Here is a 20,429-nt window from a genome sequence, read left to right as displayed (position 1 = left end):
GGCCGATTAAAAATTATCAATCAATGAAAGATCAATCAGCTCTTTTCAGCCACCGAATCATCATTGCAGTAACCAATGTTCCAAAGAAAGCAACAAACATTAGCAATACAAATATCAAGATTTCCCGCTTGGATACAGCGGCACCTTTTATTTTAAGCTCATCAGAGCCACCGACCTTGTATAACATTCCACTGTAACCGTAGTTCTCTTTACCCAACTTCAAGTAAATACGATTAGTGATGTCAACATAATCTCTAAGCTTGCCCAGTATGGCCGGAAAGCTTTTTTCAAGCAGTTCAATATATCGCTCTTCTGACTCACTTTTTTCCTGTTTACTGGACACTGCATTCAAAACCACCTGCATCTGCTCCAGCTTATACTTAAGCTCTGCTGCATTCTGCCTATGCTCTAAAATTTTATCCGTAAGACTTTGACGGTACTCCATGTCAGCCCCCTTCTGGGTCAGATCAATCACTCGATCCAAGAACTCATCTCCCAACTGCGGGGAACCGGCTACTGCCCCAGAGCCACCCGCAGACCTATCACCAGCCAAATTCTGCCCATACTGACTAAGCGTTTCACGAATCAATTCAGCCTGATCCAACTCAAACTGGCGCTCCTGCTCTACTTTTCGCATTTCACCTTGATAGTAAAGCTTTACGATTTCAGCATTCTTGGTAACCCCCAAATCCTGAATGGGAGTTATCAACTGCTGCAGATCGTAAGTCACAACATCGTCAATGGCTTTTTCAAGATCCGGCAAGCCAAAACTGGATTGGTCATCTTTTACAACGGCGCCATTTGGACGCTCGAGTAATTTCTCGATATTACTTTTAATCAACCGGACGTTATCCTGAACCAGATCCATAGCGATCATGTAATCAAGTGATTCAAAGCGTTGATCGTCAAACATTTTGCTTGAATAGATAGTGACATCCAAATTGGTAACACCGTCACTATTGATCGCCTTTTCAGCCCAAAGGCGCGGCACATCAAGAAGCACCTTATCAATTACATTTTCATTCAGACGAATCTTTTTAATGGGCTTGAATGAGATCAGCGCGGAACGACCCTGTGCCTGCTCCAACTCTGATTTCATATTTGCCTGAAGGGCATTGATTTCTTCGCCAGTGATATTTTTTCTGCTCATGGCAGATTCGTATTTAGCAACAATAATGTTGTAGTCTGGCGCGTATGGCTGAATATTGAAGCTCTGTACAAAATTTGCCTGGGATATCCCAAGCTCTGAGAGTTGATTTATCTCGTAAACCTGAGCCAGCACCGCTGGAGACACTACATCTGCAATACGAAATGGGGTTTCATTAGGATATTCCCCTTTTTCAGCCCCTTCGAAGGTAAACTGAATCACCCGACTGTAAGTTGATGGCGATGGAGCAAGTAACTGATTAGCAGCCCAAAAACCCCAGTACCCCAAGGTGACGATAATCACCGCCAAAATTACAGGGCCGCGAACTGCCCACATATTCCTTAACAGGGATTTAAGATCAATTTCGTCGTTCTGCTGATAGGACTGAATTACCTGGCGATCTTCCATTTGATTCATCTTTATGATTTCCGAGTTCTCAAGTACAAAGCATGCCGATAGCGGCTAAGAGGCGGATTGTAGCAAGGCATTGTTACGGAATGCTACCGATGCAATGGGATTTGGTACGCGGGTAAAGTTTCGATCACAGATTCGTCATCGCATGCGGTAGCGTGGCGATCTAGCGACTTCTCCTTTACACATAAGCCACTAGATTGCTTCACCACTTCGCGGCTCGCAAAGACGGTGGGCAATGGCAGATTTTGTAGGGTGTGCCGTGCGCACCGCTGGGCACGGCATATATCGCTTCTCGGTGCGCACGGCGCACCCTACGTCTCAGGCTGGCTTCCTCAACCGCTCAATCTCATCCCTAACTCTCGCCGCCTCCTCAAACTCCAGATCTTTGGCACACTGATGCATTTTCTTCTCGAGCTGCTCAATCTTGGCTGCCAACTTTTTCGGGTCGGCTACCAATTTAGCGACATCGTATTCAGCTGCAGATTCAGCCACTTTACGCGCCCTGCTTCGCCCCATGCCTGGCACACCCGGTGTTACCGCACCTTCCAGAATATCTGCCACCGCCTTTTTCACGCCCTGCGGCGTAATGCCATGCTCCAAATTGTGTTCAACCTGCTTGGCCCTGCGCCTTTCAGTCTCATCCATGGCGCGCTGCATGGAGCCGGTGACCCGGTCAGCATAGAGAATTGCCTTACCATTAACATTTCGAGCTGCACGGCCAATTGTCTGGATAAGGGATTGCTCCGATCGCAGGAAGCCTTCTTTATCGGCATCAAAAATGGCCACCAGAGAGACCTCTGGCATATCGAGCCCCTCTCGAAGCAGATTGATCCCCACCAACACATCAAATTCGCCAATTCGAAGATCCCGAATAATCTCCACTCGCTCCACGGTATCAATATCCGAGTGCAAGTAACGCACCCTTACCCCATGTTCGGCTAAGTATTCGGTCAAATCCTCAGCCATGCGTTTGGTCAGAACCGTGATTAACACGCGCTCCTCAGCCTGAACACGCAGATGGATCTCCGACAACACATCATCTACTTGGGTAAGTGCTGGCCGTACCTCCAGCTCCGGATCAATCAACCCAGTAGGCCTAACCACCTGCTCCACTATCCGCCCGGCATTCGCAGCCTCATACTTACCGGGAGTCGCGGACACAAAAATCGCCTGAGGCGCCAATCGCTCCCACTCATCAAATCGCAACGGACGGTTATCCAGTGCCGACGGCAAGCGGAAACCAAATTCAACAAGAGTCTCCTTGCGGGACCTATCCCCTTTGTACATTGCGCCCAACTGGGGAATCGTCACATGGGACTCATCAATCACCAGCAAAGAGTCGTTCGGCAAATAATCGAACAGACAAGGTGGCGGTTCGCCAGGCTTAGCGCCAGACAAATAGCGGGAGTAATTTTCAATACCCGTGCAGTAACCCAGCTCCTGCATCATCTCCAGGTCGTATCGCGTCCTCTCCCCCAGCCGTTGAGCCTCTACCAGCTTGCTGGACGAGTTAAGCTGCTCTAACCGCTCCCGAAGCTCCTCTTTTATTTGCTCAATTGCCTCAAGAATGGTCTGGCGAGGGGTTACATAGTGCGTTTTGGGATAGACTGTGAATCGAGGTACCTTACGAAGCACCTCACCAGTCAGCGGGTCAAACACCGATAACTGTTCAATTTCATCATCAAACAGCTCTACACGGAGTGCTTCATACTCAGAATCAGCCGGGTGAATATCAATCACATCCCCCCTGACCCGATAAGTGGCACGACGAAAATCCATATCATTGCGGGCGTATTGAAGCTCAGCCAGGCGCCGGAGCAAGGTTCGCTGATCAATACGCTCCCCTCTAACCAGGTGAATCACCATCTGATGATAGGACTTCGGGTCTCCCAAACCGTAAATAGAAGAAACCGTTGCCACCACAATCACATCGCGGCGCTCCAGCAAGGCCTTGGTGGCTGACAGGCGCATTTGCTCAATATGCTGGTTTACTGATGCATCTTTCTCGATAAAGGTATCCGAGGAAGGCACATAAGCCTCAGGCTGGTAATAGTCGTAATAGGAAACAAAGTACTCAACCGCGTTTTCCGGAAAGAACTCCTTAAACTCCCCGTAGAGCTGAGCTGCCAGAGTCTTGTTATGAGCAAGCACAATAGTTGGCCGCTGTACCCGCCCAACAACATTGGCAATTGAGAACGTTTTCCCAGAACCGGTCACACCCAATAGCGTTTGACTGGCCAATCCGGCTTCAATACCCTCCACCAACGCATCAATAGCCGCTGGCTGATCCCCCGCAGGCGCGTATTTGCTAACTACCTTAAACGGCTTTTCCATACCCCTACCCATAAAACACCAAGCCGGTAACTATACCACCCCTCCATCACCACCCACCACGCCGTAACAGGCCCCTCAACACTGTAGGGTGCGCCGCGCGCACCAAACAACAAACCTCCGGCCCCCACCACCCGTCTCCTGTAGGAGCGGCTTCAGCCGCGAACCTAAACAACATACCTCTCCATCACAACCCACCACCACTCGTCATTGCGAGTGAGCAAAGCGAACGCGGCAACCCAGCGTCTTTCACTCCCACCCCGCCATCGCGAGCGAAGCGTGGCGATCCAACCTCTTCCACACCACCCTTTTGCTCAAAAAATCAACAACTTAGAAAATTGTAACTTTTTTGAAAAAAGGGGTTGACGACTAAGGGCCTCCCCCCTAACATACGCGACCTCAGCAACATGCTGATCCGCCTTAGCTCAGTTGGTAGAGCAAATGACTGTTAATCATTGGGTCGCTGGTTCGAGCCCAGCAGGCGGAGCCAAATACAAAGGGGTGACTTTTAGTCACCCCTTTTTTATTGCTTAATGAAACTGAAATAGTACCCACAGACAATAACCGTAATACATTCTGACTAGCCCCAAAGCGTCAAACACATTAGAATTCGCTCACAAATCGTTAAAAAGAACCACCAGGGAAGATAGAGTCCAGACATGCTAATGCAATGGCTTCCAGTTACCTTCATTTGTGTTGTCTCATATTTGACAACAAGTCTCTTAGTGCCTTTAGCACACAAAGTCAGGCTGTTAGACATCCCCCAGGGACGAAAAGACCACGCCGGGAACATTCCCCTTGTTGGTGGTATTTCAATTTATATTTCTGTGATCTTAAGTAGTGCAATTTTTTGTGATTTAAACACTCAACTTATGGGCTTAATGTCACTTGGTGGCCTTATAACCCTAGTTGGAACCTTAGATGACAAATACGACTTACCTGCCAAATTTAGATTGTGGATTCAAATACTGGCTGGCATTGCCCTAGCTAGCGGGATTGGTATCAGCCTTAGCTCATTAGGCAACCTGTTCGGACTTGGTAATATTGGGCTGGGTATCGCCACAATCCCTGTAACTGCAATTGCTATCGCTGGCATTACTAATGCCTACAATATGACTGATGGGATAGATGGACTTGCTGGATCAATGTCATTGATAGCTATTCTAGGCTTGCTAGTTCTAACATACCCAACTGCATCTGACTCTGAGATTAACCTTCTCTCCTTCATGGCAGCATCCCTGGCTGTTTTCCTTTTATTCAATTTACAAATAATCCCTAGTACACATGAGAAAATTTTTCTAGGTGATGCTGGCAGTATGTTTATGGGCTTCACCATTGCTGGTCTAATGATCTATTTTTCGCAAGGTGAGAACGCCGCGTTCACTCCTGCAACAGCCCTGTGGCTCGTTGCAGTGCCGCTGATCGACATGATTAGTACGATGGTCAGAAGAATACTTAAGAAACAGTCACCATTTGTTGCCGACAAAACCCACCTACACCACATCCTTGTTAAAGGTGGACTTTCTAGAAGACAGGCACTAGTTTCTCTTATTATTTATGGAGGGACTTGTGCATCAATAGGTGGAGCCCTATCCTCTGCGCCAAGCTATTTTAGTGCAGCCCTGTTTATTGTCCTTTTCCTGTGCCACCTTTATGCTTTTAGGCATGCTTATAAAGCATCAAAGCAAATTAAGCGACTTATTGTAATTACACGTGGCCTATCCAATAAGCTCCTTAATTGGACCAAGTCAATTAACAATTGATTTGGCAACTGCCGGCTTAACAACTTTTTCAAGACTTTCAAGCATACTATTCGCTAGAGCTCTACGACTATATTGAGAAGCTGCTCTTAAGCTATTCTCAGATAGAGCAGAGAGACACTCTTTGTCTAAATAGAACTGCAATATAGACTCTGCCATAACATCACTGTTCTCTGGTGCAATTGCAATGCCAGCACCAGAAGAAACCACAATTTCTGTTGCCTCACCTTCTGGCACACCTATCAAAATTGGTAGCCCCATTCCCATAGACTCAAAAATCTTGGATGGGATCACACTTGTAAAAAGTGGAACATCCTTAAGGTGAACAACTGATACGTCACAAAGAGACCATATCTTTGGCATAAGCGACTTATCTTGACGCCCAAGCATTCTTACGTTCGTAAGCCCTTTCGCCTCTACAAGATCTTTCACATTATCAACAGCGGCACCACCTCCAGCGAACAAAAAGACAATATCCTGCTGTTTCTGTAACCTTTCCGCTGCCTCAACAATAGTTTCCAAAGCATGCGCCATACCGTGGGTACCAATGTAGCCAGCAACAAATTTTCCATTTAAATTATAGAGATTGGAAAGCTCTACATCTTTGGGCTGAGGCTCATACTTTGAAAGATCTACACCGTTCAAAACTACTGATATCTTCCTTGTGTCAATTCCTCTTTCACCTAACTCCTTCTTAAAAGCATGAGTCACTGAAATAATATGATCAGCCCGCTTATATAAGAACATCTCAAGTTTTTCCAAGAAACGAATTACTATAGATCTCTCCATAGCCCCTACTGCTGTAATGGAGGCAGGCCAAATATCTCGCAACTCGAAGATGAAGGGCTTCCTACGCAGCGCGGATAAAAGCCAGCCAGCTATTGCACAGAAGAATTGAGGCGACGTCGCCACAACAACATCTGGCCGCTTCACAAAGAGCCCAGCGATGAAACCCGTAACCATAAAGGACATAAAATCCAGAGTACGTTTTACAAAGCCTTCATTTGCCGTAATAAAGGTCTTAACTCGTCTTACTTCTATTCCTTCAACACACTCTTTCTGATACCACTTATTCTGATAGCCATCAAAGACCTTCCCCTCCGGAAAGTTTGGCACACCAGTAATAACCGTCACTCTATGACCAGCTTTCACCCACTCCCGTGCATGCTCATAAGTTCTTGTTGCAGGAGCATTCCCTTCTGGTGGAAAATTATCTGTCAAAAATAAAATATGCATTTCTTAAGCCACTTTTTCCCACTTGATATATGAGGACATCTGATCCTTAGTAAAAGACAATTCAAGCTTCTCATTATTTTCAACAACACCAAACCTAGGGTGATATGTGGAAGGCACAACATTAATCTTTCCACCCTCAACCTTAAGCTCGACGTGATACTCTCCAACTTGAAGAAGCGCCATCGATGAAGAGAAGTTCAATAATTTCACGTCTGGATGAAGATGCAAAAAGCCAACAGAAGTCTTCCATGAGCCTTCAAGAAAATCTTTGACTATTAACTCATTTTTACATAATCGCCATTCTCTTCGATGAAGAACTGGACAACCTTGTTTTCTGAAACCATCATGAGTAGCGCCAAAGCATATTCCATCAGAGCTTTGGTTTAACACAAACCTATTGAGAATTCTTGCCCTTCGTGCCACTCGGAAACCACTCCATACTTCAGTAGAATCCAATGAATCAACTGAAACTGTATTATGTGACAATGTCTTCCTTTGGATCAGTCTATTCTTACTTAGCCCGTACTCTGAAATCCCTGAGTTTACAAATAATCTTTGCCCTCCCAAGCTCATTTCAAAACTAAGGGTATCTGCATGGGCATGCCCAGGTATGTAATCAGGGCCAATAGCTGCCAAATCAGCAATCAGTGTCAACTCTTCAGAGTGCACTGATACATAACCTGAATCAGGCATATCAAAGACTTTGTACTCTTTTCCCACACTCAACGCCTTTGATGAAAGGCCTAGCTTTTCTGCATAATCAAAAATGCAAGAATTTTCGGGTGCAACACCCATTGCGCTATCGTTAAAAAAGCTTATCTCTTTCTGTGCATGGGACATTCGCTGAAGCCAAGTAATCATTTTGTTTGCTACTTGTTGTGTCTTGATCACAATTGAGTCAGGAATTCGATTTGGATACACTCGAGACAAATTAATCAAATCGAGTAAATCGACAAGCATGATTGCATGATACATTGGCGTTAGCTCAAAATTCCCCCCATCCTTGAGTACCTGCTCATTAAGTTCACGCTTATAAATTGATAAACCACACTTCAGCCATCTATCTGCAGCTTCACCTTGAAAATAACACCCACCAAATATCAAGGATTTGGCATTAACAAAGAGATGATTGCCAAGAAGGTGCTTTTCCAAATCCTGAGATAGATGATCTATTTGCAAAGCCAAGCTTTTGTTTAATTCTGCATCAGGTTGTAATCCTGACAAAAATGCCTTTATCCAATTAACAGACCTCAAAGATATTGGGTAAGGCTCCCATCCATTACCGGCACCAGGTGGATTCTCCCTTACCCATCGTTTTAACCAACCATCATGTAAAGCCCTTTTCTTATGTGCACCAAATGAATTCAATTCATCAAAATAATGAAGGTTATAAAGCCATAATTTTGAATGTGTTGGCGAATTCCAGGATTCCACACTATCGATAATGCCAGTTTCATTCAGAAAGCTAACTGATTGGTCACTCAAAAGTTTCGGCTCATAAAGCTCATGCTTCACCCACGAGCCAAAATTTAAACTCTCAGCAGTGACGACATGAACCTCACGAGTTTTTGGGCGGAAAAAGTGCCTCCACACCCTATAAACCAACTGGGAAGGCTTAACATATTTCAAAGTATTGTAGTATTTAAGAAATTTTTCCATAAACGAACAAGGGCACGTAAGTGCCCTCTCCTGAATCACACATACTTACTATCGTAGCGAATTAGCGACTTCTATTGACACTCTGGATACTTCCAAAATCTCTTCAAAGCTAATAGGAGGTTCACCTCCTTGCTTCAAAGATCGAATGAAGGCTTCAGCACATGCATTCTGTCCTTTATCCTGGGATAGACTGCTTAGCTTGGAAAAACCTTTCCAACCATGCCCTCTGAGTTTACGGAAGTTATCAAGCTGAAGCACTGCATCGTCACAAAATACCTCTACCCTTTCTTTAGGAAAGGATTTTCCACCATTTGCAAAATAGTGAATGGAGCCAATAGATCCATCTTCAAATGATAAAGTAATAATTGCTTTATCATCTGTTACATCAAGTCCTTTGTCATCTGCAACTTTAATTGCATTCCACCCTGTGATTGGTGCACCAACTAGAAAGCGCATCAAGTCGATATAATGACAAGCTTCACCGATAATACGCCCACCACCCACTTCAGGATCTTGTGTCCAGTGATCTGATGGAATGTTACCGGCATTCATCGTCATGATGAATGTTTTTGGCATTTTTTTGCTACTAATTAGCTCCTTCATTTTTTTGATATGTGGCGCAAAGCGCCGGTTAAAACCAACCATAACACTGAGCGGTTTAGCTTGGGCTTTATACTCTTTTTCAATATTACTAAGCTCTTGCAATGTCAATGCTAATGGTTTTTCGACAAAGACATGTTTACCTGACTTAATAGATTCTATTGTCTGTGCCGCATGCAGGTCGTGTCTGGTTGCAATGACAACAGCGTCAACATCCTCTTTCAAGCAATTGGAGAACTCTGTCGAAGCCTCCTGAAAAGAATTTTTAGCTCCATGGTGAGCTGCACTAACACCACCACTGGTGATGATTGAACCCAATGTTGCACCTGCTTTCTTAAATGCAGGAATCAATACTCTTGAAGCGTAATTACCAGCTCCTACAAATGACACCTTTGCCAGACTACTAGCCTCAACACAAACATCTTTCAACTGTACAGATTTTTGAAGGAGTTCGGGTAAAGGAGAACGAGGGTAAGTCAGAAGAATTCCCAGTGATGAACGATCCTCTAATACCTTATAGGCATCAAGAGCATCAAAGAAGCTATACGTATGACTGACAAGTGGCTTAACATTCAGCGCACCACTGGCCATTAAATCTAAAACTGCTTCAAAATTTCTCTGCTCTGTCCAGCGAACAAACGGAAGTGGATAATCATTCCCCTTCAGTTCATAACTATCATCATAACGGCCAGGCCCATACGAGCATGACACTTGAAATGTCAGCTCTTTCTCATAAAAATCAGACCTTCTTAGCTCTAAACCAACCACACCAACCAGTATGATCCTGGCACGTTTCCGGCACATTGTTGCAGCTTGGTGAATAATTTCATTACTCTTAGAGCTGGCTGTAATAATAACTCCATCAACACCACTCCCCCTGGAGTAAGAAGCAGCTATCTGTATAGGATCCTCTCCCTTAGATAGGTCAACTGTCTCAGCGCCGAACTCTCTTGCTAGCTCACATTTTTTTGAATCAAAGTCGAGTCCAATGACTCTACAACCATTGGCCTTGAGTATTTGAACAGTCAGAAGACCAATCAAACCCAATCCTGTAACTACAAAAGTTTCACCAATTGTAGGCTCTGCCAAACGCACACCTTGCATGGCAATTGAACCTAAAACAGTAAAAGCAGCACTTTCGTTATCAACAGAATCAGGTATCTTTACAACTAGATTTTTAGGCACCCTAACTATCTGGGCATGGTGACCATTAGAGACCACCCTATCTCCCTTGGTAAAGCTTGATCCACCAGAATCGACGACTGTGCCAACGTTACAATACCCAAGAGGTAGTGGCTGATCAAGCTTGGACCTAACTGCATCGAGAGTAGGCAAAAGACCGTCCGTCTTAACTTTATCAAGCACCATCTTGACCTTATCTGGCTGCTGACGTGCTTTTTCAATCCAATTTGCTTTGCCAAAATCAATTAACATCCTTTCTGTGCCAACTGATACCAAAGATGATTCTGTTTTTATCAAAATCTGACCACTTCTAGGTTCAGGGCACGGAACGTCAGAAAGATGTGTTTCTCCATTGGAGATATTTTGCAAAATTTGTTTCACTTTTATTTACCATTTAAAAATTAAAATGGAATACTAGATTCCACCAAGATTCTTAAGTTGTTTATCCACATATTCTTTTGCATTTCCGACCACTTGAGCTGGATTACCTATAACAATTGAATTTGGTGGAATAATGCCTCTTACAACTGAGCCTGCACCAACTATGGAGCAATCACCAATCTCACAACCCGGCATCAAAATAGAGCCAGTTCCAACAAAAACATAATTACCAATTTTAATTTTACGATGGACACCCACAGGCCCTTCAAATTCATAACCAAGCCCTTTCCCTACAGTAAAAATAGACCAATCATGCGTCAGCACCCTGACATTACTTGATATAGTCACATCTTTTCCTAAGGAAATTCTTGAATAATCACTTCCATCAAACCATATTTTTGCCGAAAGATAATTTGGAGTACCTATTATTTCGGCCCCACCTCTCCTCAACAGCCACGCATAAATTGACGTAGAGAGCTCTGGCCTAAAATGCCAAAACAGATTGATCAAAAAAAACACAACACCTTTAAAAATCTTATTAATTATTCTATACATACACCCCCCTTCACCTCACGAATAACAGCTTCAAATTCAGACTCCCACGAGCATCCCTTCAACCACCTTTCAGAAAGCTCCATTCCAAATAAAAAAACCTCATCTTGTCTCAGAAAGGCTCCATACAAATTATCAGCAATTTCTTCCGGGTTATCATAAGATGCAACAACCACATTTTTATACCCTTCAAATCCAGCAGAAATATACAACTCCCTATTTAGGATAATAGGTATACCTGTATAAAATGCATCATATACTTTATTCGGGCAGGCAAGCCTATTTATTTCTGAATCAGGAGAGTACAGAGCTACCAAAAAGTCCGACCTAGCAGAAAATTCAAGAGCCTCTTTACTTGTGACAACACCATGATAGTTACAGATATCACTATTTTGTTTTAAAAATTCAATTTCACTATCACCACCATATCCAATTACATCTAAAGCCACATCTTGAGCATATTTTTCTTTAATAATACGAATTGCTTCAACAATTTGAGACAACCCTCTGTGCCAAAAAACACCACCAGAAAATAAAACTTTAATTTTATCTTCACTTCCTGCAACCTCACGCCTGTTGATTACAGAACCAGGAAGATCTTTTAGCATCGGAAGATTCCGTACTATAAGTACCTGTTTTAATTTCACAGGTAACGTTTGAATCCTAATCTTATCAACGTGAACCACCAAATCTGCACATCTTGCAACAGAACACTCCAACCACCTTAAAGCATTAGATACAATCTTAGGAACCTTATACCTATCAGCGTACGTATCTAAAACGTCATAAACAAAAAACACATTCTTTCTAACAATCAACTTATAAAGAAACGCCGGAATTCCAGCATCAAAATCAGCTGCATAAACAACCTTAGGCTTTTTTTTAACTAGCACAAATACCGCATGCAAAAAATAGAAGAATTGAAAAAATATCTTCCCGTAACTGCCCCTCCTTATTGGCACGCCCAAATGAATCACATCATCATTTGACACATCCTCAATCGATCTCTTAACACCTAAATAAGTCACATCAAACTCACTTGAGGCCATACTTATAATTTTACGGGCTCTCACACATGGCGTACCTAGCATTTGCAACAAATAAAAACGATTCATACAACATTACCAATTCGAGACTTGAGAAACAAAGAACAAGGTATTCTGGAAAGGTAAAGTGCCAAAAAATACCCTAGATACAATGACATCCATTGAGTTTCCCAAATAAGAAGAAAAATCAGAAGGACAAGCGTCCCCCAAATCAGACTTGAGGCAAGAACATATCTGGCACCGCCAAATGCATTAACCACATCAGAGTACCACCAATAAATTACATTGAAGATTGAAAATGTGACTATTAACAAGAAAAAGCTTTTGTATTCCTTTGCCCAAAAGTCCACACACTCTAAGCCCGAGAGGATTAGGACCATGACCACAAGCAAAACAAGAGCCATAGTTTTCAAATACCCCCAAAAACACCCATTAACAGCCCCTCCACCTTCACTATTGACCGTTAATATAACCTTGGGGAGCAAAACCTGAAGATACTTTGAGGAAAAAATATTAATCGCATTTACAAGCTGTGACCCCAAAAATATCAACGATATAGCAACATCCCCACCTTCAGTATTTTTTATGAAATACTGAATAACCATTAGTAATGGCAATCCCATTAAAGACTGAATCAATAAGGGAATAATATGGGATGTAAGCGCTCCAAATACAAAAGCCTTAAAACCACCCAAAATAGAAAAGCCGCCTTCAAAAAAGCCATCACCAAACAGAAGACAAAGCCCACAAAAAAACACTGACACTAAATAAATTAAAACATATGAAAACACCCCCCCACCCAAATAGAACACAAACAAAGCTGAGAACAAATATAGCCCCATAAATACGGACTGAACCACATTAAATCTAACAATTTTATTATTTATCGAGTAGTTGGTTGCCAGAACCTGAAGCATAGAAATAGAAAAGACACCGAAGCAAAAGAGAACCTTTTCCCGAAACCCATACTCAGAAGATAAAAACACCAAACCAACCGACCCAACAAGAAGGGAAGCTGTCAGGCACAGAAACATCAAAAAAACTTTATTCTTTACAAAATACCCATGACTGGAAAGATCCATTTTCTGAAGAACATCGACAACAAGAAACACAATTGCAGACAGAGCATTAATCCATCCAATAAAATATCCATACTCAGAATACTCTCCCACACTCAACAAAAAAGAAAGAGCAACATTAACCAAAAAGAAACAACCCCTTGCTAGAATTGCTCCAACAATATTTATTGCATAGTCCCACTTACTACCCAAAAGAAACCCTCTTCAAAACCTTTGACAGTGCAAGCAAGATGAAATATCCAACCAATATGAGGACAACCTTATTGATTGCCCCACCTAAGTCATCAAAATAAATTGAAAAACCAAAAACCCACGAACACAAAACATAAAGGTACATCCGAGGAAAGGAATCCACCTTAAACGCCCTTAAGAAGTACGAAAATAGGGAGTAGAATAGAAATACAAAAATCAAACCACCAACAGCCCCAAAATTATATATAGACTCAAAAACAACACCCGTCGTCAAACTCGAAGTTCGCCCTTCACTAGTTACAATATCTGGCAAAACCTCAAGACCGATCATTGGACCACTCGTCAACCCCTTATCAGGAACCAGCGACCTCGGGATCCAATTCGTATATGATGACCATACCGTTTCCCAACCACCAAAAAACAATTCCTGCAACCCCCTACTTTCAAACAGATACGAAACAAGCTCATAATGATTAAAGGCCAACGGAATCAAGTATTGACTTTTATACCATGCGTACAACTCTGAAAAGGAGCCTTCATAACCGGAAACGATCATCCTAACCGCCCCCGTAACCCAATTCACCTCATTGATTAAAAGAAAAAACAACGGAAGGAAAACCGCAAACCCCCACCTCTTATCAGCACTAAAAAAAATCAAAACAATAAATATAATTAATGAATATAGAGCCCCACCCCTATACCCCAATAAAGCAAAGTATCCCCCACCAACTGCAGCAACAAGAAATCCGGACAACAAAAATCTTTTTCTTTTAGTTAGCAGATACTTATACACAAAAAAGAACGACAACCCATACCCAATGAACCCACCAATTTGCAAAAAACCTTTACCTTGATTCTCAATCAATCGATGGGAAAACACCTCCACGGGATTACCCACCTTGTATAAAACAGAAGAAATAAAAACAAAAAATGCAAGCCCAAATAATCCCCATTTAAAATCTTGCCCATGGACAATATTATTATAGAAAAGCCTATTTTTATCGACAGCACATAGATATCTACTCACAAAGTAAAAAGCAAAATTTAAAGAAACCATGCAAGCCATGGCATAAAGGCTTGCACAAAAGTACCCCGCGCTGACATCAATTCCAAACGACGCAAAATCAGGATTATTCTCCAAGATTACAGCGGGAACATAACAGAACTTAAACCAAAGGACATTATTGATTAAAAATAAAATTTTATTCTTATCAATATATGATAGGAATAAAAGCAGAGAACCAACAAAATAACTCAAGCTCCAACTTACAGCAGCAAGATCACTTACACCTATTGAAAAAAAATAATAGCCATAAATAGACACTAAAATTAGAAACAAAGCACAAGGACCGGCCACTCTCATACATTTGCCTCAACTATTACATATGCCAGTGCAATCAATAATTACTGACTTCTTATTTTTTTTCAGAACATCTGGAATAAAATAAAATTCTTTATGCTTAACCAGAATAACCACAACATCGGACTCCATGAGAGAGCCATAAGAATTTGAAAACACAACTTTATTTTCAACAATAGCAGGCAACTTTTCTAGATTAGGCTCAACAACAATCAGATCACCCTTAAATTCTCTAGAGAGTTTTTCCACAATTTGCAAAGCTGGACTTTCACGATAATCATCAATATCCGGCTTAAAAGTTAAGCCCAAGCAACAAACTTTTACATCTTCAATTTTTTTATTTGGGCTTCCCTTCAGAACTTCAGAAACAGCCATTTCGACTTTTTCAACAACCCAATTTGGCTTACTATCATTAACGTCACGTGCAGCACGGATCAACCTTGCTTCATCTGGCGTTTCACTCACGATAAACCAAGGATCAACTGCAATGCAGTGACCACCGACTCCAGCACCTGGTTGCAGAATATTCACGCGAGGGTGCCTATTCGCTAACTCTATTAACTCCCAAACATCAACATCTATTTTGTCGCATATAATTGAAAGCTCATTTGCAAAGGCGATATTAACATCTCTAAAACTATTCTCAGTCAATTTTGCCATTTCTGCAGTTCGGGCATTAGTAACAACACACTCACCTTCCACAAATGTTTTATAAAGCGTTATTGCAGCTTCTGAACACTTACGAGTCACCCCTCCGATGACTCGATCATTTTCCACTAGTTCGCGCATAACATGGCCGGGCAGTACTCGCTCTGGACAATGCGCTATTCGAATATCAGAATTTTCTCCCAGAGCTTGAGGAAAAGTTAAATCACTTCGAGCCTCAGCAAGCCATTGAGACATTTTCTCCGTCGCCCCAACTGGAGAGGTAGACTCAAGAATCACCAAGTCACCTTTTTTCAAAACAGGTGCGATAGATTTTGCAGCAGCTTCAATATAACTAAGATCTGGCTCATGATCTCCTTTGAAGGGTGTAGGTACAGCAATCAGAAATGCATCTGCAGGCTCAGGAGTCGTAGTCGCCCTCAAATAACCCTCTGTTACAGCAGCATGTACAACCATATCCAACTCGGGCTCGACAATATGAATCTCACCTTTATTAATGATATCGACTGCATGCTGATTGACATCAACACCAATTACTTTTTTCCGTCTAGAAGCGAAAGCTGCTGCAGTTGGCAACCCTATGTATCCAAGCCCGATTACGGATACTGTTTCAAATGACATTATTTACTTCCTGATTTTTAATTCTGATTTAATTTCTTACGATGCAAGAATGTCAGCTATTCTCTGGCAAGCCATACCATCACCATAAGGATTGTGTGCCATGCTCATTTCAGCATAAGCTTTCTTATTCGTAAGTAAGCGACCTACTTCGGATGCAATTTTCTCTGGAGATGTTCCTACTAGCTTTACAGTACCAGCCTCGACAGCTTCAGGCCTTTCAGTAGTTTCGCGCATAACCAGAACAGGCTTACCAAGCGAAGGAGCCTCTTCCTGAATTCCGCCAGAGTCAGTCAAAATTATGCTTGCACTGTTCATTAAATAAACGAATGGCAAATAATCTTGCGGTGGAATCAGGTGCACATTTGTTAAATCACCCAATAGACGGTTTACAGGCTCTTGTACATTTGGGTTTAGATGTACTGGATAGACCACTTGAGCATCGGAGTGTGCTTGACTAATTTCTCTAAGTGCCTGGCAAATATCCTCAAAACCTTGTCCGAAGTTTTCACGTCGGTGGCCTGTAACCAGAACTATTTGTTTGTTTTGATCAAGAAATGGATATTTGCTTGATAAATCTGAAGTGAGATCACTACTAGTTAATTTTTCTCTTACCCACATCAGAGCATCGATTACTGTATTGCCTGTGACATGAATAGAGTTACTCGCCACATTCTCGGCCAGCAAATTCTGCTTGGATGTATCAGTGGGAGTAAAGTGGAACTCAGTAATGGCTCCAGTAAGTTTTCGATTAGCTTCTTCTGGCCAAGGGGCGTAAAGATTTCCAGTTCTCAGACCAGCTTCTACATGACCTACAGGAATCTGCATATAGAATGCAGCTAAAGCGGCCGAAAGAGTTGTTGTGGTATCACCATGCACCAGCACTACATCCGGCTGAAACTCTTCCAGAACTGGCTTGATATTGAGAAGGATTTTTGATGTAACCTCAGACAGGTTTTGTCCAGGTTTCATAATGTCCAGATCGTAGTCTGGTACGATTTCAAAAAGCTCGAGTACTTGATCCAGCATCTCGCGGTGCTGTGCAGTCACACACACCTTTGCCTCGAACCGCTCATCGCCTTTTAGCTTATGAACCAAAGGGGCCATTTTAATGGCTTCAGGCCTGGTTCCAAAAACCAGTAACACTTTCTTAGACATATAATTTTTTGACCATCTGGAGTCGTTATCACAAATAGGAATATCTGTAAGACTCAGAGGTCATGCCTCCACTGCTTATAATTAAGTCTTACTCTTCCATTGCAAGCTTCCTGTGGAGCTACACCCCACAAACCAAGCCGCGAATTATACCGACTGAGGCATGACAGTGCCATGAAAAGGACTGATTTTGGGTGATGAAAACAGATTAAGAGACTAGATGGCTCTTGAAGACGGTCGAAATTAGAATTTTTTCCTTAAAAATCATAAATATAGGGAAAAGCCGCAACCCGAATGGCTGCGGCTTTACTTGGGCTACAGCGTCAGCTGTTGGCGCATTTTTGCCAACGTCTTCTCGCCAATCCCCTTCACTTCCAGTAGCTGGTCCAGGGACTCAAATTTCCCACCGATCTGGTCACGATATTCAACGATTCGTTGAGCCTTTTTGAGACCAAGGCCTTTGATGTTGTCGGCTATGGTTTGGGCGTCAGCGGTGTTGATGTTGACCTTGGTTACTGTTTGCTCAGCTTTTGCCGGTTCTTTGGCAGTAGCTTTTGCATCAGCGGCCTGTACGGCGGTCATTGGCAGGGTTGCGCTAAGCGCGATCAGACAAGCTGCAATTGCTTGCTTCATGGTACACCTCCATGTGGTGTGGTTGATGAACTTCCGTATTCATTTGGGAAGCAAGGTATATAAAAGGGAGGGAGATGTAAATCCTGCTTTAGTGCTAGCAGGTTGTTGAAAAACTATCTGCGTTGCCACTGCGGCGTTAAAAATGGCCTCACAAAAGTCGTAGCCGTTGAGCGCCGAAGGCGACCCGAAGGGCGAGCAAAGCGAGTAAATCGGTCATTTATTGCAATAAACTCCCTCTTTTCGTTCATTTTTGCCTTGCATTGACTGCCTCGATGACGTTTTTCAACAGCCTGCTAGATGTGGGGACTGGGAAGACGCTGGGTTGCCGCGTCTCCTTTGGAGGCTCGCCATGACGGGGGGATTGGGAAGCTGCGGTGGGTATGGTGCGATTTGCGGGGCATCGGGTTATTTCCCGCATTTCGCTTTGCTGTATGCGGGCTACCTTAAGCTGACGGTTACGGTGTGGGTTCGCGGCTGAAGCCGTTTCTACGGGGTGGGACTGTCTAGTTTTTGGCAGATAGCTTCTGTGGTTTCCTGAATTACCATATATTGCTTGTTACCGATAACCGCTCCAATCAGCCCCCAGTCGAGGTTCAAATAATCATGCACTATGGCATTTCGCATTCCAATGGCTCCCTTGAGTTTAGGAAGCAGCTGGGGATCAATATGCCTGTGCTCACAGAGCTGCAATATCGTCTGATAGGCGTCACCTCGGCTTGGCAGGCCGAAATGTTTATTCAAATGTTTACAACAGCCTATCAGGGCCTCTACCAGAAGTTGCAACGCTCTTTCTGCAGCCGCCCGTTCTAGGGCCGAATAGGGCAACTACTTACCCTTAAGTTCATCCAGAATGGCTGTATGAATAGACATTTGTTCACGAATTGCTTTGGTATAGGCATTGAATGTCACCTCGAATCCCTCTCCATAACTTTGACCCACTCTTCCTGGTCTGCCCACAAACCCCAAATTCGACTTTGTTCCCGCGCTTGACGCAAGTCGTCTTTACTCAGAAGCAACTGCCCCTGATCAACAATATTGTACGCCAATGGAATCGGGCAGCGATTGATATCAACGACGGACAACTGACTTTCACCGAGTCCAAGTTCATTTCGCCAATCCATTGCAAGTAAGTGAGGACGGATTGTTGCCTGATAGGGGTCTTTCTCAAACTCCCTGTACGCTACGGCCAAATCGTAATCGCTTGACTCGGTACTTTTACCTGTTGCCCGTGAGCCATACAACCATAGGAGTTCAATCGAATTATCTTTTTTAGCTAATTCGATAATTTGGAGAATGACTGGGTCTGTTTGAGTGGTCATTGGAGTATTTAATCACAGGGGTATATTGAGTACTAGGGGGTTTGGGGAAGCACTGGGAGGATCAGGTTGTGTGGGTGAGATATTGGATTGCTGCGTCCCGTGGGGTCGCAATGACGGTGAATATTGGGTTCGCGGCTGAAGCCGCTCCTACGGGGGCTTGGGATTTATTGCAGGAGCGGCAATTGTGTTATTTCAGGGTGCTGTTGATTGCCTTGAGGACTGCGATTGGGTCTTCGGCTTGGGTGATTGGGCGGCCGATTACGAGGTAGTCGCTGCCGTTGGTTATGGCTTGTTCGGGGGTGACGATGCGGTGTTGGTCACCTGCGTCGCTGCCAGCCGGGCGAATGCCGGGGGTTACCAGTTTGAACTCCTTTCCACAGGCAGCTTTAAGCGAGGTTGCTTCTTGTGCAGAGCACACTACGCCGTCGAGGCCGCTTTGTTTGGCGAGATTGGCCAGATGTAAAACCTGATCTGCCGGTGAGCGTTGAATACCAATTTCGGCGACGTCTTCGGCAGACATGCTGGTGAGGATGGTTACGCCGATCAACAGAGTATCACTGCCCTGCCCGTCTAACTTGGCCTTGGCGGCTTCCATCATTTTGCGGCCGCCGGAGGCGTGGACGTTTACCATCCATACACCGAGGTCCGCTGCCGCTGCACAGGCATTGGCGGTGGTGTTGGGGATGTCGTGAAATTTCAGGTCCAGGAATACATCGAATCCGCGTGCGACCAGTTGGCGTACTACGTCTGGCCCGGCAACGGTGAACAGTTCTTTGCCCACTTTCAGGCGGCACAGGCTCGGATCCAGTCGGTCGACCAGTTGGTAAACGGCGTCGGCGTTGTTGTAGTCGAGGGCGACGATGATCTTGGAGTCGGTGGGCATGGGAGTCCTTATATAAAGATTTGAGTCTGAGCGGCCGGGATTTTACTTGATTTGGGGGGATGGCTAAAGGAGGTTTTTTGGGGAGAGGATGGTTTGGTGCGGCTGATTGGTTCGCGGCTGAAGCCGCTCCTACAGGTTTTGTGGATTTTCGTCATTGCGTGCGAAGCGTGGCAATCCAGGGACTTGGCCATATAAGACGCTGGATTGCTTCGCCGC

16 protein-coding genes and 1 tRNA gene are annotated in these 20,429 nt (G+C 43.8%); 2 read left to right on the top strand and 15 right to left on the bottom strand.

The genetic code is table 11. The features are described from left to right. Positions 1–31: 31 nt before the first annotated feature. Together QP938_05590 and uvrB are read right to left on the bottom strand one after the other, a co-directional pair. Positions 32–1,564, bottom strand: coding sequence for a hypothetical protein (locus QP938_05590; GenBank protein WIO75379.1), 1,533 nt, complete (start codon positions 1,562–1,564; stop codon positions 32–34). A 315-nt stretch (positions 1,565–1,879) separates the two neighbouring features. After that, positions 1,880–3,895 (bottom strand): excinuclease ABC subunit UvrB, encoded by a 2,016-nt coding sequence (uvrB, locus tag QP938_05585; protein WIO75378.1) that lies wholly within the window; start codon positions 3,893–3,895, stop codon positions 1,880–1,882. 411 nt (positions 3,896–4,306) lie between these two features. Here uvrB and QP938_05580 point away from each other — a divergent pair. Together QP938_05580 and QP938_05575 are read left to right on the top strand one after the other, a co-directional pair. Continuing rightward, positions 4,307–4,382, top strand: a tRNA-Asn gene (locus QP938_05580). 169 nt (positions 4,383–4,551) lie between these two features. Beyond that, entirely contained in the window at positions 4,552–5,655 is a 1,104-nt protein-coding gene (locus QP938_05575; GenBank protein WIO75377.1) for an MraY family glycosyltransferase, read from the top strand. On the opposite strand, the gene QP938_05570 is transcribed toward QP938_05575, so the two are convergent. The 13 genes from QP938_05570 to pyrF all read right to left on the bottom strand — a co-directional run bounded on the left by QP938_05570 (position 5,641) and on the right by pyrF (position 20,213). Continuing rightward, positions 5,641–6,888, bottom strand: coding sequence for a glycosyltransferase family 4 protein (locus tag QP938_05570; GenBank protein ID WIO75376.1), 1,248 nt, complete (start codon positions 6,886–6,888; stop codon positions 5,641–5,643). The genes QP938_05575 and QP938_05570 overlap by 15 nt on opposite strands. A gap of 3 nt (positions 6,889–6,891) precedes the next feature. Further along, positions 6,892–8,547: an alginate lyase family protein gene (locus QP938_05565; GenBank protein WIO75375.1), complete on the bottom strand. Its 1,656-nt coding sequence runs from the start codon at positions 8,545–8,547 to the stop codon at positions 6,892–6,894. A gap of 48 nt (positions 8,548–8,595) precedes the next feature. Further along, positions 8,596–10,710 (bottom strand): bi-domain-containing oxidoreductase, encoded by a 2,115-nt coding sequence (locus QP938_05560; GenBank protein WIO75374.1) that lies wholly within the window; start codon positions 10,708–10,710, stop codon positions 8,596–8,598. A gap of 33 nt (positions 10,711–10,743) precedes the next feature. Continuing rightward, complete coding sequence (locus QP938_05555) at positions 10,744–11,265, bottom strand: acyltransferase (GenBank protein ID WIO75373.1); 522 nt, start codon at positions 11,263–11,265, stop codon at positions 10,744–10,746. Further along, positions 11,253–12,377 (bottom strand): glycosyltransferase, encoded by a 1,125-nt coding sequence (locus QP938_05550; protein WIO75372.1) that lies wholly within the window; start codon positions 12,375–12,377, stop codon positions 11,253–11,255. Before QP938_05550 ends, QP938_05555 begins: the two co-directional genes overlap by 13 nt. Next, positions 12,374–13,579 carry a hypothetical protein gene (locus QP938_05545; protein WIO75371.1) on the bottom strand — a complete coding sequence of 402 codons (1,206 nt, stop codon included), beginning with the start codon at positions 13,577–13,579 and terminating at the stop codon, positions 12,374–12,376. Before QP938_05545 ends, QP938_05550 begins: the two co-directional genes overlap by 4 nt. Then, a complete protein-coding gene (locus tag QP938_05540; protein WIO75370.1) occupies positions 13,572–14,942 on the bottom strand; it encodes a hypothetical protein in 1,371 nt (456 codons plus the stop codon). The genes QP938_05545 and QP938_05540 overlap by 8 nt, the downstream gene beginning before the upstream one ends. 9 nt (positions 14,943–14,951) lie before the next feature. After that, the gene (gene wecC, locus QP938_05535; protein ID WIO75369.1) at positions 14,952–16,226 is read right to left on the bottom strand and encodes a UDP-N-acetyl-D-mannosamine dehydrogenase; all 1,275 of its coding nucleotides are present in this window, start codon (positions 16,224–16,226) and stop codon (positions 14,952–14,954) included. A 36-nt stretch (positions 16,227–16,262) separates the two neighbouring features. Next, on the bottom strand, positions 16,263–17,381 hold the full coding sequence (gene wecB / locus QP938_05530) for a UDP-N-acetylglucosamine 2-epimerase (non-hydrolyzing) (protein WIO75368.1): 1,119 nt from the start codon (positions 17,379–17,381) through the stop codon (positions 16,263–16,265). A gap of 312 nt (positions 17,382–17,693) precedes the next feature. Then, positions 17,694–18,011, bottom strand: coding sequence for a helix-hairpin-helix domain-containing protein (locus QP938_05525; GenBank protein WIO75367.1), 318 nt, complete (start codon positions 18,009–18,011; stop codon positions 17,694–17,696). Positions 18,012–18,497: 486 nt separating this feature from the next. Then, positions 18,498–18,794 carry a DUF86 domain-containing protein gene (locus QP938_05520; GenBank protein ID WIO75624.1) on the bottom strand — a complete coding sequence of 99 codons (297 nt, stop codon included), beginning with the start codon at positions 18,792–18,794 and terminating at the stop codon, positions 18,498–18,500. A 122-nt stretch (positions 18,795–18,916) separates the two neighbouring features. Next, positions 18,917–19,330, bottom strand: coding sequence for a nucleotidyltransferase domain-containing protein (locus QP938_05515; protein WIO75366.1), 414 nt, complete (start codon positions 19,328–19,330; stop codon positions 18,917–18,919). Between the two features lie 187 nt (positions 19,331–19,517). Then, positions 19,518–20,213 (bottom strand): orotidine-5'-phosphate decarboxylase, encoded by a 696-nt coding sequence (gene pyrF / locus QP938_05510; GenBank protein WIO75365.1) that lies wholly within the window; start codon positions 20,211–20,213, stop codon positions 19,518–19,520. Positions 20,214–20,429: the final 216 nt, after the last annotated feature.

This window comes from Porticoccaceae bacterium LTM1, from assembly GCA_030252795.1.
Lineage (GTDB): Bacteria > Pseudomonadota > Gammaproteobacteria > Pseudomonadales > Porticoccaceae > SCSIO-12696.
The sequence above is the reverse complement of the archived record's forward strand: the minus strand, read 5'-3'. Positions and strand labels throughout refer to the sequence as shown.

What these genes read in the sequence shown, in the direction of transcription:
- QP938_05590 (WIO75379.1), bottom strand. Translation starts at nt 1,564, where the DNA reads ATGAATCAAATGGAAGATCGCCAGGTAATTCAGTCCTATCAGCAGAAC.
- uvrB (WIO75378.1), bottom strand. Translation starts at nt 3,895, where the DNA reads ATGGAAAAGCCGTTTAAGGTAGTTAGCAAATACGCGCCTGCGGGGGAT.
- QP938_05575 (WIO75377.1), top strand. Translation starts at nt 4,552, where the DNA reads ATGCTAATGCAATGGCTTCCAGTTACCTTCATTTGTGTTGTCTCATAT.
- QP938_05570 (WIO75376.1), bottom strand. Translation starts at nt 6,888, where the DNA reads ATGCATATTTTATTTTTGACAGATAATTTTCCACCAGAAGGGAATGCT.
- QP938_05565 (WIO75375.1), bottom strand. Translation starts at nt 8,547, where the DNA reads ATGGAAAAATTTCTTAAATACTACAATACTTTGAAATATGTTAAGCCT.
- QP938_05555 (WIO75373.1), bottom strand. Translation starts at nt 11,265, where the DNA reads ATGTATAGAATAATTAATAAGATTTTTAAAGGTGTTGTGTTTTTTTTG.
- QP938_05550 (WIO75372.1), bottom strand. Translation starts at nt 12,377, where the DNA reads ATGAATCGTTTTTATTTGTTGCAAATGCTAGGTACGCCATGTGTGAGA.
- QP938_05540 (WIO75370.1), bottom strand. Translation starts at nt 14,942, where the DNA reads ATGAGAGTGGCCGGTCCTTGTGCTTTGTTTCTAATTTTAGTGTCTATT.
- wecC (WIO75369.1), bottom strand. Translation starts at nt 16,226, where the DNA reads ATGTCATTTGAAACAGTATCCGTAATCGGGCTTGGATACATAGGGTTG.
- wecB (WIO75368.1), bottom strand. Translation starts at nt 17,381, where the DNA reads ATGTCTAAGAAAGTGTTACTGGTTTTTGGAACCAGGCCTGAAGCCATT.
- QP938_05525 (WIO75367.1), bottom strand. Translation starts at nt 18,011, where the DNA reads ATGAAGCAAGCAATTGCAGCTTGTCTGATCGCGCTTAGCGCAACCCTG.
- QP938_05515 (WIO75366.1), bottom strand. Translation starts at nt 19,330, where the DNA reads ATGACCACTCAAACAGACCCAGTCATTCTCCAAATTATCGAATTAGCT.
- pyrF (WIO75365.1), bottom strand. Translation starts at nt 20,213, where the DNA reads ATGCCCACCGACTCCAAGATCATCGTCGCCCTCGACTACAACAACGCC.